This is a genomic window from Halobacillus sp. B29 (assembly GCF_052246755.1).
Taxonomy (GTDB): Bacteria; Bacillota; Bacilli; order Bacillales; family Halobacillaceae; genus Halobacillus; species Halobacillus halophilus.
In genome coordinates this window covers 208,966-226,611 of the sequence record NZ_JBQQCM010000006.1, presented here as the reverse complement: position 1 = coordinate 226,611, position 17,646 = coordinate 208,966, and the positions used below count along the sequence as shown (strand labels likewise).

19 protein-coding genes and 2 riboswitches are annotated in these 17,646 nt (G+C 40.5%); of the genes, 1 reads left to right on the top strand and 18 read right to left on the bottom strand.

Features of this window, described 5'->3' with window-relative positions:
• Positions 1-124: 124 nt before the first annotated feature.
• The 10 genes from sufB to ACTWP7_RS10110 all read right to left on the bottom strand — a co-directional run bounded on the left by sufB (position 125) and on the right by ACTWP7_RS10110 (position 8,951).
• Positions 125-1,522, bottom strand: coding sequence for a Fe-S cluster assembly protein SufB (gene sufB, locus ACTWP7_RS10155; protein WP_443123085.1), 1,398 nt, complete (start codon positions 1,520-1,522; stop codon positions 125-127).
• Between the two features lie 33 nt (positions 1,523-1,555).
• The gene (gene sufU, locus ACTWP7_RS10150) at positions 1,556-1,999 is read right to left on the bottom strand and encodes a Fe-S cluster assembly sulfur transfer protein SufU (RefSeq protein ID WP_443123084.1); all 444 of its coding nucleotides are present in this window, start codon (positions 1,997-1,999) and stop codon (positions 1,556-1,558) included.
• The gene (locus ACTWP7_RS10145) at positions 1,989-3,209 is read right to left on the bottom strand and encodes a cysteine desulfurase (RefSeq protein ID WP_443123083.1); all 1,221 of its coding nucleotides are present in this window, start codon (positions 3,207-3,209) and stop codon (positions 1,989-1,991) included. The genes sufU and ACTWP7_RS10145 overlap by 11 nt, the downstream gene beginning before the upstream one ends.
• Complete coding sequence (sufD, locus tag ACTWP7_RS10140; RefSeq protein ID WP_443123082.1) at positions 3,209-4,516, bottom strand: Fe-S cluster assembly protein SufD; 1,308 nt, start codon at positions 4,514-4,516, stop codon at positions 3,209-3,211. The genes ACTWP7_RS10145 and sufD overlap by 1 nt, the downstream gene beginning before the upstream one ends.
• A 19-nt stretch (positions 4,517-4,535) precedes the next feature.
• Entirely contained in the window at positions 4,536-5,321 is a 786-nt protein-coding gene (gene sufC, locus ACTWP7_RS10135; protein WP_089751755.1) for a Fe-S cluster assembly ATPase SufC, read from the bottom strand.
• Between the two features lie 236 nt (positions 5,322-5,557).
• A complete protein-coding gene (locus ACTWP7_RS10130) occupies positions 5,558-5,710 on the bottom strand; it encodes a hypothetical protein (protein ID WP_014644163.1) in 153 nt (50 codons plus the stop codon).
• Positions 5,711-5,925: 215 nt separating this feature from the next.
• Positions 5,926-6,291, bottom strand: coding sequence for a carboxymuconolactone decarboxylase family protein (locus ACTWP7_RS10125; RefSeq protein WP_014644164.1), 366 nt, complete (start codon positions 6,289-6,291; stop codon positions 5,926-5,928).
• 69 nt (positions 6,292-6,360) lie between these two features.
• Positions 6,361-7,230 carry a MetQ/NlpA family ABC transporter substrate-binding protein gene (locus tag ACTWP7_RS10120; protein WP_443123081.1) on the bottom strand — a complete coding sequence of 290 codons (870 nt, stop codon included), beginning with the start codon at positions 7,228-7,230 and terminating at the stop codon, positions 6,361-6,363.
• A gap of 34 nt (positions 7,231-7,264) precedes the next feature.
• A complete protein-coding gene (locus ACTWP7_RS10115) occupies positions 7,265-7,933 on the bottom strand; it encodes a methionine ABC transporter permease (RefSeq protein WP_443123080.1) in 669 nt (222 codons plus the stop codon).
• Positions 7,926-8,951, bottom strand: a complete 1,026-nt coding sequence (locus ACTWP7_RS10110) for a methionine ABC transporter ATP-binding protein (protein ID WP_443123079.1) — start codon at positions 8,949-8,951, stop codon at positions 7,926-7,928. Before ACTWP7_RS10110 ends, ACTWP7_RS10115 begins: the two co-directional genes overlap by 8 nt.
• 72 nt (positions 8,952-9,023) lie before the next feature.
• A riboswitch (SAM riboswitch) is annotated at positions 9,024-9,133 on the bottom strand.
• A gap of 157 nt (positions 9,134-9,290) precedes the next feature.
• Positions 9,291-9,399: riboswitch (SAM riboswitch) on the bottom strand.
• Between the two features lie 75 nt (positions 9,400-9,474).
• Between ACTWP7_RS10110 and ACTWP7_RS10105 the strand changes: the two genes are divergently transcribed.
• On the top strand, positions 9,475-9,891 hold the full coding sequence (locus ACTWP7_RS10105; protein ID WP_443123078.1) for a TlpA family protein disulfide reductase: 417 nt from the start codon (positions 9,475-9,477) through the stop codon (positions 9,889-9,891).
• On the opposite strand, the gene ACTWP7_RS10100 is transcribed toward ACTWP7_RS10105, so the two are convergent.
• The 8 genes from ACTWP7_RS10100 to ACTWP7_RS10065 form a co-directional block, all read right to left on the bottom strand.
• Entirely contained in the window at positions 9,884-10,210 is a 327-nt protein-coding gene (locus ACTWP7_RS10100) for a hypothetical protein (RefSeq protein WP_443123077.1), read from the bottom strand. The two genes, ACTWP7_RS10105 and ACTWP7_RS10100, sit on opposite strands and share 8 nt — an antisense overlap.
• Positions 10,211-10,309: 99 nt before the next feature.
• Positions 10,310-10,624, bottom strand: coding sequence for a thioredoxin family protein (locus tag ACTWP7_RS10095; protein ID WP_443123076.1), 315 nt, complete (start codon positions 10,622-10,624; stop codon positions 10,310-10,312).
• Positions 10,625-10,634: 10 nt separating this feature from the next.
• Positions 10,635-10,982, bottom strand: a complete 348-nt coding sequence (locus ACTWP7_RS10090) for a toprim domain-containing protein (RefSeq protein ID WP_443123075.1) — start codon at positions 10,980-10,982, stop codon at positions 10,635-10,637.
• Positions 10,983-11,119: 137 nt separating this feature from the next.
• Positions 11,120-11,503, bottom strand: a complete 384-nt coding sequence (gcvH, locus tag ACTWP7_RS10085) for a glycine cleavage system protein GcvH (protein ID WP_014644172.1) — start codon at positions 11,501-11,503, stop codon at positions 11,120-11,122.
• Between the two features lie 53 nt (positions 11,504-11,556).
• On the bottom strand, positions 11,557-11,943 hold the full coding sequence (locus ACTWP7_RS10080; RefSeq protein ID WP_014644173.1) for an arsenate reductase family protein: 387 nt from the start codon (positions 11,941-11,943) through the stop codon (positions 11,557-11,559).
• Positions 11,944-12,086: 143 nt separating this feature from the next.
• Positions 12,087-13,868, bottom strand: a complete 1,782-nt coding sequence (locus ACTWP7_RS10075; RefSeq protein ID WP_014644174.1) for an acyl-CoA dehydrogenase family protein — start codon at positions 13,866-13,868, stop codon at positions 12,087-12,089.
• Between the two features lie 15 nt (positions 13,869-13,883).
• Positions 13,884-15,059, bottom strand: coding sequence for an acetyl-CoA C-acetyltransferase (locus ACTWP7_RS10070; RefSeq protein WP_443123074.1), 1,176 nt, complete (start codon positions 15,057-15,059; stop codon positions 13,884-13,886).
• Between the two features lie 21 nt (positions 15,060-15,080).
• A complete protein-coding gene (locus tag ACTWP7_RS10065) occupies positions 15,081-17,480 on the bottom strand; it encodes a 3-hydroxyacyl-CoA dehydrogenase NAD-binding domain-containing protein (RefSeq protein ID WP_443123073.1) in 2,400 nt (799 codons plus the stop codon).
• Positions 17,481-17,646: the final 166 nt, after the last annotated feature.

Genomic DNA, 17,646 nt, shown 5'->3' with positions numbered 1-17,646 from the left:
CTATTCTTAAAACATCCAGCCTATGTTAAGAATTAAAAATACCAGTCATGATATGAATAGTACTGCATTAAAAAAGTACAGGTGGGAAAACCACCTGTACCATCCGTGTAAAATTTGAATTGAATTAACCGATAGAACCTTCCATTTCGAATTTAATTAGACGGTTCATTTCTACGGCATATTCCATTGGCAGTTCTTTCGTGAATGGTTCAATGAAGCCCATTACGATCATTTCTGTTGCTTCTTCTTCAGAAATACCGCGACTCATAAGATAGAATAATTGTTCTTCAGATACTTTAGAAACTTTGGCTTCGTGTTCCAAAGAGATATTTTCGTTCATGATCTCATTATAAGGAATGGTATCTGAAGTAGATTCGTTATCCATAATTAACGTGTCACATTCTACGTTCGAACGTGCTCCTTCAGCTTTACGGCCAAATTGCACAATTCCGCGATACGTAACTTTACCTCCATGTTTCGAAATGGATTTCGAAACAATAGTTGAAGACGTATTAGGTGCGAGGTGGTGCATTTTCGCGCCTGCATCCTGGTGCTGTCCTTTTCCGGCAAGTGCGATGGAAAGAGTCATTCCACGTGCGCCTTCACCTTTAAGGATAACAGATGGATATTTCATAGTCAGCTTAGAACCAAGGTTACCGTCTACCCATTCCATTGTTGCATTTGCATCTGCAACTGCACGCTTCGTAACCAGGTTATATACGTTATTCGCCCAGTTTTGAATAGTGGTATAACGGCAATAAGCATTATCTTTAACGAAGATTTCAACCACTGCACTGTGAAGAGAGCTGGATGAATAGGTAGGTGCTGTACATCCTTCTACATAGTGTACAGAAGAACCTTCATCTGCAATAATCAACGTCCGCTCGAATTGACCCATGTTTTCTGAGTTAATTCGGAAATAAGCCTGCAATGGTGTCTCTACTTTTGTATCTTTAGGTACATAAATGAATGATCCGCCAGACCAAACCGCAGAGTTTAATGCAGAGAACTTATTATCAGATGGTGGAATTACTTTACCAAAATATTCTCTGAAAAGATCTTCGTTCTCTTTAAGAGCTGAGTCCGTATCTTTAAATACGACACCTAGATCTTCAAGATCTTTTTCCATATTATGATAAACCACTTCTGATTCATACTGAGCGGATACACCTGCAAGATATTTCTGTTCAGCTTCAGGGATACCTAAACGATCAAACGTATTTTTAATTTCTTCTGGTACTTCGTCCCAGGAACGTTCAGAACGTTCGGAAGGTTTCACGTAGTAAGTGATATCATCGAAGTTCAGTTCTGATAGATCTCCGCCCCATTGTGGCATAGGCATTTTATAAAACTGCTCTAAAGATTTAAGACGGAAATCAAGCATCCATTGAGGCTCTTCTTTATAATTGGAGATTTGTTCCACGACTTCCTTCGTTAAACCTTTTTGGGTACGGAAAATAGAAATGTCTTTTTCATGGAATCCATATTGATACTCTCCAACTTCTGGTGCTTCTTTAGCCATGATTATATACCTCCTTTTGGTATTGACAAAAGCTTAATCCTGCTTTTCTTCATCTACGCCTTTCTCCATAGCCTTCCAGGCTAAGGTGGCGCACTTGATACGTGCTGGGAACTTAGAAACTCCCTGTAGTGCTTCTATATCTCCAAGGTCAAGCTCGTCAGTATCCACTTCATTTCCTTGCATAAGCTCTGAAAAGACTTCAGACATCTTAAGCGCTTTTTCTACGGGTTTTCCTTTGATTGCCTGAGTCATCATGGAAGCAGAGGACATGCTGATAGAGCAGCCTTCTCCATCAAACTTGGCATCTTTAACTAGATTATCCTCTACTTGCAATTGAAGTTGTATGCGATCACCACAGGTCGGATTATTCATATCCACTGTCATGTGATCTCCTTCAATCGCCCCTCGATTACGTGGGTTTTTATAGTGATCCATAATGACTTGGCGATAAAGTGTATCTAAATTGTTAAAAGACATCGCCAAAATACTCCTTTGTTGTTTGTAATCCTTCAACAAGTCTGTCAATTTCTTCTTCGGTATTGTACAGGTAAAAACTGGCGCGAGCTGTGGCTGATACTTCAAGCCATCTCATTAATGGCTGAGCGCAATGATGACCTGCGCGAACTGCAATTCCTTCAGCATCAAGAACAGTGGCCAAATCGTGTGGGTGAACATCAGAGAGATTGAATGTTACTAGTCCAGCTCTCTCTTTAGGTCCGTAGATCGTCATACCTTCCACTTGCTGCATTCTATCTTGCGCATAAGCGGCCAATTTTTGTTCATGGTTTTTGATTTCGTCCAGACCGACTTCGTTTAAAAAGTCGATAGCGGCTCCTAAACCAACAGCTCCAGCAATAATTGGAGTGCCTGCTTCAAATTTCCAAGGTAAGTCTTTCCACGTTGAATCGTACCAATTTACGAAATCAATCATTTCTCCTCCGAATTCAGCCGGTTCCATATTTTTAAGAAGAGCTTTTTTACCATAAAGAACTCCAATTCCAGTTGGTCCACACATCTTGTGGCCGGAAAAAGCATAAAAATCGGCATCCAGATCTTGAACATCAATTTTCATGTGCGGGGCACTCTGTGCACCGTCTACTAACATAACCGCATCATTTTCATGAGCAATAGATGCTAGTTCTTTTATTGGATTTATCGTTCCAAGAACGTTGGAAACATGCATAATAGCCACAATTTTTGTGTCCTTAGTAATTGTTTCCCGTGCATCTTCCAAGTTAATCGTTCCATTAGCCTGAAGAGGCATATATTTTAAAACAGCCCCTGTTTCTTTAGCCACTTGCTGCCATGGAATGATGTTACTATGGTGTTCCATTGGGGTGATGACAATTTCATCACCCTCTTTGAGGTTAGCTCTTCCATAACTTGACGCAACGGTGTTAATGGCTGTCGTTGTTCCACGAGTGAAGATTACTTCCTGGGTGCTGGAAGCATTAATAAACCTTCTCACCTTTTCACGAGCACCTTCATACTCATCCGTCGCCCATGTCCCCAGCGTGTGAACGCCTCTATGAACATTGGAATTATATCCGCGATAATATTCATCAAGTTTTTCAATGACCTTAATCGGCTTTTGAGATGTTGCGGATGAATCCAGATACACAAGCGGATGGCCATTTACTTCCTGATGAAGAATCGGGAATTCATTGCGTACCGCATTGATATCCATTAATATACTTTCCTTTCAATTACCTGAGTCAGTTGACGTTTAACGGCTTCCACAGGAAGCTGTTTGACAACGGGAGCAAGGAAGCCATGAATAATGAGACGTTCTGCTTCAAACTTGGAAATACCGCGGCTCATTAGATAGTAAAGCTGTACAGGATCCACTCGGCCGACAGAAGCAGCGTGACCTGCTGTTACATCATCCTCATCTATAAGGAGAATCGGGTTAGCGTCGCCGCGTGCATCCTTACTAAGCATGAGTACACGAGATTCTTGTTCAGCATTAGATTTGGAAGCTCCATGCTCAATCTTACCAATGCCATTAAAGATGGCAGAAGCTTTGTCCTTCATAACACCATGCTGAAGGATATATCCATCTGAGCCTTGACCGAAGTGAGTAATGTTCGCAGTAAAGTTCTGCTTTTGTTTGCCGCGGCCAATAGCTACTGTTTTCGCATTTGAATGAGAATTATCACCAATTAAATGAGTGATATTTTCTGATACAGTATCGCCTTCATTCATTTGTCCTAGAGCCCATTCGATCACAGAGTCACGATAAGCAACACCGCGACGGTTCGTATAAACCGTTGTTCCAGAGTCAAAGTTATCAACAGCACCAAATGAAACCTTGGCACCATCTTTGGCAATTACTTCCGTAACGTTATTTGCTGAGGTTTTCTCTTCTTTATTATGAGAGATATAATTCTCCACATACGTTACAGAACTATTCTCTTCCGCTACCACGAGAATGTGGTTAATTAGAGAAGCTTCTGGATCCTCCTGCCAGAAAATAGCTTGTATAGGCTCTTCAATTTGTACGTTTTTAGGTACATAAAGAAAGACTCCGCCATTCATTAAAGCTGCATGAAGGGCTGTAAGACGATGTTCGTCCACGTGTACAGCATCATTCATATAATATTTCTGCACTAGATCGCTATGATCTCTTATAGCAGAAGCCATATCGGTAAAAATAACACCTTGATCTTTTAATTCCTGATCGATTGCTGCATAGGCTACCGTATGGTTTCTTTGAATAACCAGGTTTTGCTGTTCTTTCTCTTTATCTAAAAAGTCTTGAATTTCAGCTGGTAAATCTTCAAGTGAATCGATAACTTCACCTTGAACATTGTGTTTGAACTCCGTGAAATTCCACTTGCTAATATTCGTCTTATCAGGCTTAGGAAGTTGAAGTGATTCTGATTTTTCCAAGGCATCCAATCGAAGGTTTCTCATCCATTCTGGCTCTTGTAAACCATTGGAAAATTGTGTTACATACTCTTTGTCGTATGGTAGTGAGACGTCTACTGTCATGTTAACCCTCCTATCTTAGTTACGCTTTTTGACCGATTGTTTCGTCTTCGATTCCCAATTCTTGCTTAATCCAGTCGTAACCTTCTTCTTCAAGACGTTGGGAAAGCTCAGGTCCGCCAGATTTAACTACGCGGCCTTGCATCATTACGTGTACTTTATCAGGAGTAATGTAGTTTAGAAGACGCTGATAGTGAGTAATGATTAAGCAGCCAAATGCATCGTTACGCATTTCATTGATACCCTTAGCTACAACTTTAAGAGCGTCGATGTCGAGACCAGAATCGATTTCATCAAGAATCGCAATAGCTGGCTGAATCATCATTAACTGAAGGATTTCGTTACGTTTTTTCTCGCCACCTGAGAATCCTTCGTTCAGATAACGCTGAGCCATGTTCTTATCCATATCCAAAGTTTCCATCTTAGAGTCCATGTCTTTAATGAACTTCATAAGAGAAATTTCGTCGCCTTCCTCACGCTGAGCATTAATAGAAGAACGCAGGAAATCGGAATTAGTTACACCGCTGATTTCACTAGGATACTGCATAGCAAGGAAAAGTCCTGCCTGTGCACGCTCATCCACTTCCATTTCAAGGACATTTTCACCGTCTAATAATATTTCACCTTGAGTTACTTCATATTTTGGGTGTCCCATAATAGCGGAGGCTAGAGTAGATTTACCTGTTCCGTTTGGTCCCATAACTGCGTGGAATTCACCACCGTTAATTGTAAGATTTACACCTTTAAGTATTTCTAGACCTTCGATTTCCACGTGAAGATCTTTAATTTCTAAAGTTGATCCTGCCATAATTAATACCTCCAGTATCTATAGTAATGGAATGGGTTTATTTATTGTAGATAGTAGAACCATTCTCAATTTATTCTCATTATAATCTTATATCATTTAGAAAGTGATATCAACTTTTTCCTTCCAGTGGAAATGAGCCGATTTTTCAACAATTTATGAGTGAATTTTTTTTGTTTCTACATTATTATAACACGAAAAAATCAGGTGACTAAAGATCACCTGATTCCTTGCTTAAGTTATCTATGCAATTGACGATCTAGTTGAGCAAACATCTTCTGGCCTTGTTCAAATTCTTTCTGGCGTTTTTCTTCTACTTTCAAACGTGTATCCAACTTGCTGCTGTACTCGGCATAACTCAGATTATGAGCCTGATGCATGGCTTTTTCCATTTCAGCAGTGTAATTTAAATTCAGTTGGTCACTAATAACGAATCAACCCTTTCAGATTATTTACACAATTCAGAGTACCATAGATCTTTACCCCTGCACAAACAGGTATAAACCCTGAAATATCTGATTCTACTTGATTCATTTCGATGAAAGCGCTTGATTCGACCAGTACATATGAATACATCAGATTTCCTTTAATTTTCTAACTATTCAAACTAATTAACACTGGAATTTAAATCCATATACGCATCCTGAACCAACGTTACAGCCTGACTTAAAGCCGCGCCTCCGCCGAAAGCAGCTGCTACCCCACAAGCCTCCAGGATTTCTTTTTCTGTTGCACCCTGATCGACACAACCTTTTGTATGATAAATCATACAATATTCATCTTGAGCTACTATACTTATTCCAAGTGCCATCAATTGTTTCTGCTTTTTAGAAAGCTCGCCTTCTTTGAAACACGCTTCTGTGAATTCACTGAATTGGTGAGCGACTTCTGGCATTTTCTCAGTAAAATCACCCATACCTTCTTTATAATCATGTAAATAAGTCTGTGTCCAATTCATTTGTTGTTCCTGCATCGCATTCTAACCTCCCAATAAAAATAAGTGACTGCAGTTAGTATAAACCGCAGTCACTTATCTTATCCGTTATTCAGAGCTGCCATCTACAGGCACTACAGCTCCATTATATTCTTCCTTCATGAACGTTTGAATTTCTTCTGAACGTAATACTTCTACCAATGTTTGCAGTGCTTCAGAGTCTTCATCTTTGCTCTGGGCTGCGATCACATTTACATAAGGGGATTCAGAGCCTTCAAGGATCAATGAATCTTCACTTGGGTTCAAGTCAGCTTCAATAGCGTAGTTTGTATTAATCGCTACTAGAGCATCTTCTTCTCGTTTGTAGATCTCAGGTAATGTCGCTGCATCTACTCCGGAGTCAAATTGAAGATTTTTTGGGTTTTCAACAATATCGTCTACTGTAGCATCCACCTTATCTACGCTTTCATCCAATTTCACAAGGCCTTCGCGTTCAAGAAGCGAAAGAATTCTTCCATGGTCAGCTACTGAACGGCTCATCACAAGGGTAGTACCTTCTGGAACTTCATCCACGCTTGAGATATTTTGAGAGTAAATACCCATAGGTTCAATGTGAATACCGCCAAGATTTACAAAGTCATAATCATTTTCCTGCATTTGTGTTTCTAAATAAGGGATGTGCTGGAAATAGTTCGCATCAATTCTTCCCTCTGCTAAGTCCTGGTTAGGAAGCACATAATCTTGATATTCTTCAATAGTCAGGGTAATCCCTTGCTCTTCAAGCAATGGTTTAGCTTCTTGAAGTACTTCTGCGTGTGGAACACTTGTAGCTCCTACAGCTATTTCAGTGGTTCCTTCTTCAGAACTGCCATCACCGCTGTTTTCTTCCGAGCCTGAGTTTCCTTCGTCTGATGAACCGCATGCTGACAAAAGAATGATTAATAATAAAGTAAAAATACCGAATGTAATTTTTTTCATAAATACTCTCTCCCTTTAATATAATGTAGGATTTTTATCTTTTATCCAATTTTCTAGAAACGAAGTCCCCGATAAATTGGAAAATGAAAACAATAAACACAATGAGAATCGTACAAATAAAGACAACATCAAAGTCGCTGCGCTGAAATCCGTAGAAATAGGCAAAGTCACCTAAACCACCGGCACCGATCGCTCCCGCCACCGCGGTATAGCCAATTAATGCTATAGCTGTAACGGTAATCCCAGAAACCAGGGCAGGCATTGACTCAGGAAGCAGCACCTTAAAAATCAAAGTAGAAGATTTAGCACCCATCGATTTAGCAGCTTCAATGACACCTTTATCTACTTCTTTCAATGCAATCTCGACAAGCCGTGCATAGAATGGTGCGCCACCTATAATTAAGGCAGGGAGTGCCGCTTTAGGACCTCGAATAGTGCCAATGAGAAAATCAGTAAATGGGAATAATAACAAAATTAAAATGATAAAAGGTATAGCCCTGAAGATATTAACGACTGAAGCAGTTATCCAGTTTAATATCTTGTTTTGCCACAGGCCTCCTGGACCTGACAAGTACAGAAGTAAACCTAACAGTAAACCTAAAATAAACGTACCTGCTACAGAGATTAGTGTCATGTAGAGTGTTTCATTAGTAGCTGTTATCAAATCATCCATAGTGACGTTTGGGAAAAATTGATTAATCATCTGGACTCACCTCCAATTCTACAGAGGTGGATTGAATATATTCAATCGCACGCGTGATTTCTTCTTTATCACCCAGAAATTGAACAAACATTGTTCCATACGCACCCTTTTGGGTTTGCGTGATCTTTCCGTGCAATATGTTTACATCCAGCACAAACTTTCTGGAAATTTCACTGATTAAAGCCTGATTGGTGCTCTCACCTACAAAATGCAGACGAAGGATCTCACCAGTTTTATAGGTATCCTTTATGAGCTGAAGAGAATGTTCGCGTTCAGGGTCTCCCATTACCTGATCGACAAACTTCTTGGTAACCTGTTCTTTTGGATAAAGGAAAACATCGAGCACGTCTCCCTGTTCCACAATTTTACCTTGCTCCATAACGGCTACCTGATGGCAGATCTTTCGAATCACATGCATTTCATGGGTGATGAGAACAATTGTCAGTCCAAGCTTCTCGTTAATATCTACTAATAGATCAAGAATGGAATCCGTTGTCTCTGGGTCAAGAGCTGACGTCGCTTCATCACAAAGAAGAACTTTCGGTTTATTTGCTAACGCACGAGCTATTCCTACTCTTTGTTTCTGTCCGCCGCTTAACTGAGAGGGGTATGAATTACCTCGTCCACTAAGACCTACCAGGTCTATTAATTCATTAACACGTTTAGTTCTTTCGCTTTTTGGTACGCCAGCTATTTCAAGTGGAAAAGCGATATTATCGTGAACGGTTCGAGACCACAAAAGATTAAAATGCTGAAAAATCATACCAATCTCCTGCCGGGCCTCCCGCAGCTTCCCTTTGTTTAAAGAAGTCAATTCTTGATCATCAATGGTCACCTTGCCGTCCGTTGGATCTTCCAGGCGATTTAGCAGCCTTATGAAAGTACTTTTTCCAGCACCACTATAACCGATGACCCCGTAAATCTCTCCCTTTTTTATCTGTAAACTAAGGTCGTCGACAGCACGGACCTCCTGATGTTTCGTGCGAAAGACCTTGGATAAGCCTTTAATTGAAATCATGTCGTCTTCCCTCCAATAAAAAAACCTCTCTGCTTGAGAACAGAAAGGTTAGCGTAACAATCTTTATCTGTTCTCTCATCTTCACAAGGATTACCCCTTGCAGGAATTGGCACCTTGCCAAGTCTTAACTTGCCGGTTGCCGGGCATCAAAGGGCCAGTCCCTCCGCCTCTCTGGATAAGAGATTTTACTATATTAATTTATTATCACTTTAATACGTGTACGTACTATAAAGAGGATTCTAGCATTGTTAGAATTTCGTGTCAACTTGATAATATTCCTATAAATTCGACAAAATAAAAACTCTTCCTTAAAGTTAGAAGAGTTCGTTTAAAACACTCTTCTCATCTACCAAAGTAAAGTACTTTGCAGGAATTAGCACCGTGTTCATCTGCATGAACCGGTTGCCGGGCATCAAAGGGCCAGTCCCTCCGCCTCTCTGGATAAGTGAAGATGTCGCTATTAAATTAATGAATATGTTAGCATGGGGCTATAAATTAAGTCAACAATTAAGGAGTGGTCACGTTGAGGAATGCGCCAATTTTTGAACTTCCGTATATAAACAAAGAAGGAACTTATAGTAATAAAGAGGATCTGGGAAAAATAATTGTTCTTACTTTTTGGACCTCATGGTGTCCCGACAGTGGTAAAGATTTACCTAAAAAAGAACAACTTTATAAAACAATGGATCATGAGAAAGTAAAAATGATAACAATAAATGTAGCAGGACGTGAACGAAGCGAAGCTGAGGCAGAAGAATATGCTGAAAAGTTTTTATCTCAGCCAGCCCTTAAAGACCAAGGACGAACAATTTACGATTTGTATAACAGCGACGGGGTACCTACCACTGTTATCATTAATAAGGATGGTTTTATTCATTCACAATTCGGGGATAAAGCAGAGTTCTTATCCGTTGTAGAATCTCTCGGTGAACTTATCTAGCCAATAGTAGAAGTGATTCTATAAATAATATATTCCGGTATGCCCCTTGAACTTTAATGGTGGTTTGGGGGAAAGAAGTTAACTTTTGTTCTCCCGCAAATAAAGTTTTCATAATACTACTGGAAGATTGCAGGCAAATGTCATTATACTCATTATCCTGATGATCTGTATTAAGATGTACACCTGACTGGTCTATATACAGGTAAACTTTAAGACTGCCGACCAGTAGAATTACGTTCAGCGTGCGTTCCCGCCAAGTGGGTAAAAGATCTGTTCTCTGGTTCACTTGTTTAACCCAATCTTGTATGAATTCCATCATTGTTAACTCCTCCTTTATTTGTTAAATAAATTCTTGATAAGGAGGAGTCATCCCTTCTAAAATAACGAAGAATCGTTCGTCATTTACCGGGTGATTCATTTATTTTTTTACATATTCAGAAAGTTTATCGTACATAAAAGGAACTGAATGAAATGCATAAATCTTCTCTACAACTTCTCCGTGATGGGTTACAAGAAGACAGGGCACACTTTTAATTTGATACGTTTTCATTAAGTCAGGATGCAGCGAAGCATTGCACTCTTTAAATAATTCCCTGTTATACGTGACCTCAATGGTCGTAAGCATTTTTCTGGCCAAGTGGCAGGTTCCACAAAAAGGAGTATGGATGAATGTTAATCCAATGTTTTGCTCTTCTAAATCATGACCTGCTGACTTGTTATCTATTTCCTGCACTATGATCCTCCTAAATGAGATAAATGGACTTTACGTTAAAGTGCCTATTTAATAAGGCTCTAGCTAATTCGGGTTCAGGAGTGGCTGCCACTTCCCGAAATGCTTTATCAATGTAGATGTGTACGGCATGAGGCAGTTCTGCTGTCAGTTGTTTTCTTAATTTATAGCCGGAGTCGTCTTCATCCACAAGAATATACACCCTGCGCTCGTCGAGATTGTAATCAAGAATCAGTTCCTCCATCCGTTCGATGCCAAGTGTTCCATGTGTACAAATGATTTCTATATCTTCCGCAAGAATTTTCTTGATTTTTCGCTTATCCGTTATTCCCTCAACAATTACGATTCTTTCTCCATCCATTTTCTATCACCCACTATATAGAAACAGACCATGCCAAAGAGGCATGGTCTGAACATGATTAATATGGTACACGATCATGTCAGACAAGGATCATATGTAGCCCTGCCTGTACAATTGCTCATGGTAATTGCTAGACTTTAATCTTCATTAATCATTTCTTCATATTGATCAGATGACATTAATTCATCCATTTCAGAAGAATCACCTGGTTCCACAATCACCATCCACGCTTTATCATACGGGGATTCATTTACGAATTCCGGGCTGTCTTCAAGCTCTTCATTCACTTCAACAACTTTACCGCTTAATGGAGCGTACAATTCTGAAACAGTTTTCACAGATTCTACACTGCCAAACGGTTCATCTGCTTCAAGTTCGTCCCCTACTTCAGGAAGCTCTACAAACACAATATCACCCAGTTCAGATTGAGCGAAATCTGTAATGCCGATACGGACTTTCCCGCCTTCTTCTTTAACCCATTCGTGTTCTTCAGAGTAACGCAGATCTTTTGGTACACTCATTGAAATCCCTCCACAATATTAAATATGATTTATAACCATTACAAACATAAAAGCTAGCTGCTTTTATTTCCAATGTTCTGCTCACTGCCCCACGCTTCCTGAAAATTCTCAGGCTTGAAACCAACAGTGACCTTGTTTCCATCTGTGAGAATAGGCCTTTTAATTAACATGCCATCTGAAGCAAGCCATTCGATCATTTCTTCCTGAGTAGCATCCTTCAGTTTTTCCTTCATATTCAATTCTCTATACTTTTTACCACTCGTATTAAAAAACTTACGAGCAGGAAGACCACTTCGATCGATTAGTTTGACCAGCTCATCAGAAGTCGGTGGTTCTTCCACGATATGTATGGAGGTATAATTTATCCCTTGTTCATCCAGCCATTGTTTAGCTTTTTTGCAAGTCCCGCATTTGGGGTACCAATAAAAGGTTACCGGCATAACTATCACTCCTTACAGTTGATATATTATATTTTACCATAATGAAGATATTTATTTCATCGGTTAATCTAATTTAATGACAATCCAAATGTTTGACAGAAAAAATCCCTGCTTTGAACAATCAAAGCAGGGATTTAATGAATTTATACTACAAATTTTTCTGCTTGGATGAGTGCGGATGCTATTTCCCGTTTCTTCGCAATTACATTAATTGGAGTGTGTCGAGTTAGCTTACGCAGTGCACCGAGCATCATTCGAAGGGAGTCACCTGATTCAGCAGCAATCAACGTCTCCTTCGCATGAGCTTCGATTCGATTAAATGCTTCTTGAGTATAAACTTGCGTGTAAAGAAGTTTCAATTCGTTTTTGCTTTCCCCGTTTTTCTGCAGGGCTTTATCCGTACGAAGAATAGCAGACTCCATGTTATATATCTCGCCTGTAATGTCCGCTATATTAACGAGCACTTCCTGTTCATTTTCAATTTTCTCACCATATTTCTGAGCAGCTAAACCGGCTGCAAGTAAAGCAATTTTCTTAGCATTCTTTAATAAATATTTCTCTTGCTCCAAAGGTTCAATACCTGGTTCTTCTGGCATAAGCGTCATAATTTCTTCTTGAAGGGACTGTGCTTTTTGAAGCAATGGAAGTTCGCCCTTCATGGCTTTTTTAAGAAGCGTACCTGGTACAATCATCCGGTTAATCTCATTTGTTCCTTCAAATATACGGTTAATCCGGGAATCTCTATACAATCTTTCAACTTCATATTCGGCCATAAATCCATATCCACCGTGGATTTGTACAGCTTCATCGACAGCGAAATCCAGTAACTCTGTTCCAAACACCTTGTTTAATGAACATTCGATTGCGTACTCAGCAATGACTTTGGCTACAGCTGCACCATCTTTAAGTTCTTCTTCAGACAGCTTACCCATACTCTGCTCAAACAAGCCTACAGTTCGATATACTGCACTTTCATTGGCATAGGTATTTGAAGCTACTGAAGCAATTTTCTCTTGAATAAGCGGGAAACTCGCGATCGGAGTCTTAAACTGTTTGCGCTCTTTCGCATACTTAACAGAAAGTTCTACAGCCCGCTTCGCTCCTCCGACTCCTCCGATAGCCAATTTGTATCGGCCCACGTTTAGAATATTAAAAGCAATGACATGCCCGCGTCCTATCTCTCCAAGAACATTTTCAACAGGAACTTCGGCGTCTTCAAGAACGAGCGTACGTGTAGAGGAACTTTTAATTCCCATTTTTTTCTCTTCAGGTCCTGTAGAAACACCTGGATACTCTCTTTCTACGATAAAGGCCGTGAATTTATCTCCATCTATTTTAGCGTAAACGACGAATACGTCAGCAAATGCAGAGTTTGTAATCCATTGTTTTTCACCGTTTAAAACATAGTGAGTGCCTGCTTCGTTAAGTTTCGCTGTCGTTTTAGCTCCCAAAGCATCTGATCCAGACCCTGGCTCTGTCAGAGCATAAGCTGCGATTTTTTCACCTGTGGCCAGTACGGGAAGATATTTTTGTTTTTGTTCTTCATTACCGAAAAACACGATAGGCAGTGAACCAATACCTACATGTGCTCCATGAGTAACAGAAAATCCTCCACCGCGGGAAAATTTCTCTGTAATTAAAGAGGAACTGATTTTGTCTAATTGAAGCCCGCCGTACTCTTCCGGCACATCTGCTCCTAATAAACCAAGCTCACCTGCTTGCTTCAGCAATTTAACAGAGTGCTCAAATTCGTGGTTTTCCAGATTATCAATTTTAGGAACGACCTCACCTAACACAAAATCTTCAGCGGTTTTAGCAATCATCAAATGTTCATCTGTAAAATCTTCAGGTGTAATCACATCCTCAGCCGATAAATCTTCCACCATGAATCCGCCGCCCTTAATCATTTCTTTTAATTCACTCATTTGTTTTTCCTCCTCTTATAGTAACTCAAAAACTCCGGCTGCTCCCATACCGCCGCCAATACACATCGTTACGACACCGAACTGCTCGTTACGCCTTTTCATCTCGTGAATTAATCCTAATGTAAGCTTAGTACCCGTACATCCCAGTGGATGGCCTAGAGCAATCGCTCCCCCATTAACATTCACTTTGTTCACATCAAGTCCAAGTTCACGTATAACACGGAGGGATTGTGAGGCAAACGCTTCATTTAATTCAAATAAGCCAATATCTTGAATACTCAAACCTGCCATTTTCAGTGCTTTCGGTACAGCTTCAATTGGTCCTACCCCCATGATTTCAGGTTCCACTCCTGCTACAGCAAAGGAACGGAACTTCACTAGAGGCTTTAAGCCCTCTGCTTCTGCTTTTTCACGATCCATTACTAGAACAGAGGCTGCTCCATCACTCATTTGCGAAGAATTGCCTGCAGTGACCGACCCTTTTGTCGAGAAGGCAGGCTTCAGTTTAGCAAGGACTTCCTTGGTAGTACCAGGTCGTACACCTTCATCCATAGATACCGTTATTTTACTTTCTTTTACTTTATTATCAGCGCCTAGAACTCTATCTTCTACTTCCACCGGAACGATTTCATCATTGAATTTCCCTTCTTGAATCGCTTTGGCTGCACGCTCATGACTTTGGACAGCAAAGGCGTCCTGATCGTCTCTTGATATCTCGAAGCGCCTTGCTACTTCCTCTGCCGTATGTCCCATCGACATATAATATTCTGGAGCATTCTTGACCAATTCAATATTCGGCTTGATCACATGACCTCCCATAGGAATTAAACTCATAGACTCTGCACCGCCGGCGATGGCGGTATCGTTGTGCCCGAGCATAATCTTCTCAGCAGCGTAGGCGATACTTTGAAGTCCTGAAGAACAATAGCGGTTAATAGTAATGGCGGGAACCTTATGGTGGAGCCCGGCGAGCCCCGCTATATTGCGTGCCATATTCATACCTTGTTCTGCTTCAGGCATAGCACACCCAATAATGACATCATCAATGCTTCCTTCGTAGTTACCAGCTCTTTTTAATGTTTCTTTTATGGTTAGTGCGGCAAGATCATCAGGACGCGTGTGGGCAAACGCTCCTTTTTTGGCGCGACCCACAGGTGTCCGTGCTCCTGCAACAATGACTGCTTCCTTCACGGTTCTTCCCCCTTTGAATAATTAGTTGCGAAGCGGCTTTCCTTTCATCAGCATGTGCTGCATCCGTGCTTGTGTTTTTGGTTCACCGATTAAACTTAGGAATGCTTCGCGTTCCAGGTCTAATAAGTATTGTTCATCTACAAGCGAACCTTCTTTTAACCGGCCACCTGCAAGAACGAATGCCAGTTTTTCAGCGATTTTCAAGTCATGTTCACTTGCATATCCACTTAGCAATAGTGATTTGGCACCTAACAGCATGGTGGCATATCCCTGTTCTCCAACTACTGGGACTTTTGTTCTTTTCGGTGCTGTGTAACCCGAATCAGCCAGACCGATCACCTTCTGTTTAGCATCATGCAGCAAGTGATCACCATTTGCGCTAATAGCATCCAGCTGATCAAGAAAACCGTTTTCTCTGGCTTCTTCAGCCGAAGTAGAAACCTTAGCCATCGCAATTTTCTCAAATACATTGTTGGCTACTTTTTGAAGATCAAAGTCGACTCCTTCAGGAATATTTCTAAGATGCTTCATGTAAAGCTCTTTATTGCCTCCGCCTCCAGGAATGAGTCCTACTCCTGGTTCTACCAGCCCCATATAAGTTTCAGGCGATGCCTGCACAGCATCGGATGGAAGACAGACTTCTGCGCCTCCACCTAGCGTCATACCAAAAGGTGCTGTTACAACTGGTTTGTCGGAGTACTTCACTTTCATAAGTGCATCCTGGAAGTTTTTAACGACCATTTCAATTTCGAAAAAGTTATAATCCTGAGCTTCCATAAGCATCATTCCAAGATTTGCACCTACACAGAAGTTTTTACCTTGATTTCCTATGACGAGCCCTTTGTAGTGCTGATCAACGTGATCTATTGAAAAGTTAATCATTTGGATAATATCTAGCCCGATCGCATTACTTTGGGAATGGAATTCTAGACAGGCCACATCGTCTCCTATATCTATTAAGCTTGCTCCCGCATTCTTTTTGATCACTTCTTTAGTTTCTTTAACTCTTTTTAAATTGATATTTTTCTTATTGAACACCTGCTGTTTATAGTCAGTATGGTGGTAAAAGTAAACGTTTCCATTTTCAGCTTTATAAAACGAACCAAAACCTTCATCAAGCATCTCTTCTATCCAGGCAGGGATGTTTTCCCCATCCTCTTTCATCCGGTTCACGGAAGCTTGAACTCCGATAGCATCCCACATTTCAAATGGTCCCATTTCCCATCCGAAGCCCCAGCGCATCGCTTCGTCGATAGATGGAACATCATCGGCTATTTCTCCATACAATTCAGCGGAATAAAGAAGCACAGGTTTGACTATAGACCAAATCAAATCTCCTGCCGGATCGTCTTTAGCATTAACTAATGCTTTAAGTTTGCGTCCGGGTCCTTTTTCTTGTTTAGCCATTTCTGTCGCTTTTGTTTTTAGTTTCCCACGAGATTCGTATTCCATGGTTTCAGGATTTAACTGCAGAATTTCACTACCATCTTTACTCCTTTGTTTCAGAAAGAAACCTTGACCGCTTTTTGAACCCAACCAACCTTTTTCCAGCATCTGCTTCATAAATTCTGGAATTTCAAAAGCTTTTTTCTCTTCTCCTTCTACTTGATCGTGAACATTATTGGCTACATGAATAAAGGTATCCAGGCCAACTACATCCAATGTTCGGAAAGTCGCACTTTTGGGCCGGCCGATCATGGGGCCAGTGACAGAATCAACTTCTCCGACGCTATATCCTTTCTCAAGCATTTTCTGTACGGTTACAAGTAACCCATATGTCCCAATTCGGTTCGCTATAAAATTCGGTGTATCTTTAGCTTCTACTACCCCTTTACCAAGTACGTCCTCCCCAAAAGTTTTTATAAACTCAAGAACTTCAGGATCCGTAGCTTCGGTAGGAATTACTTCAAGCAGCTTCAGATAACGCGGCGGATTAAAGAAATGAGTGCCGAGGAAATGCTTTCGAAAATCTTCACTGCAATCAGCTGACATGGCTTCAATGGATATTCCTGACGTATTTGAACTAACGATAGCTCCCTGCTTTCTATACTGATCCACGCTAGCTAACACTTTCTTTTTAACTTCTAAATTTTCTACGACTACTTCGATAACCCAGTCGACTTCACTAAGTCTCTCCATATCATCACTCATGTTACCGGTTTCAATTAAATTCAAGCTTTCTTTACTAGTAAGCGGAGAAGGCTTTTGTTTCTTTAAGGCCTCTTTATTCACCGAAGATATTCGGTTTCTCACCGCTTTATCATCAAGTGTTAATCCCTGCTTTTTCTCACGATCGTTCAGTTCGCGAGGAGTAACATCGAGCATAAGTACTGGAATTCCGATATTTGCTAAGTGCGCTGCTATCCCGGCCCCCATGACACCAGACCCCAAAACAGCTGCACGCTTTATTTTACGATTCATACTATGTCCCCCTATCTATTTGAATGAATACTCATTCATTTTGTAACCAAAAAAATAAATGTTGCTGAGTTCGTATCTAATACTAATATAAATTATTTTCTGACATTTCGCAATCCTTTTTTCTACAATATGCTGGAAATATTTCGTTTAGAAAAGGAAGAGTGGT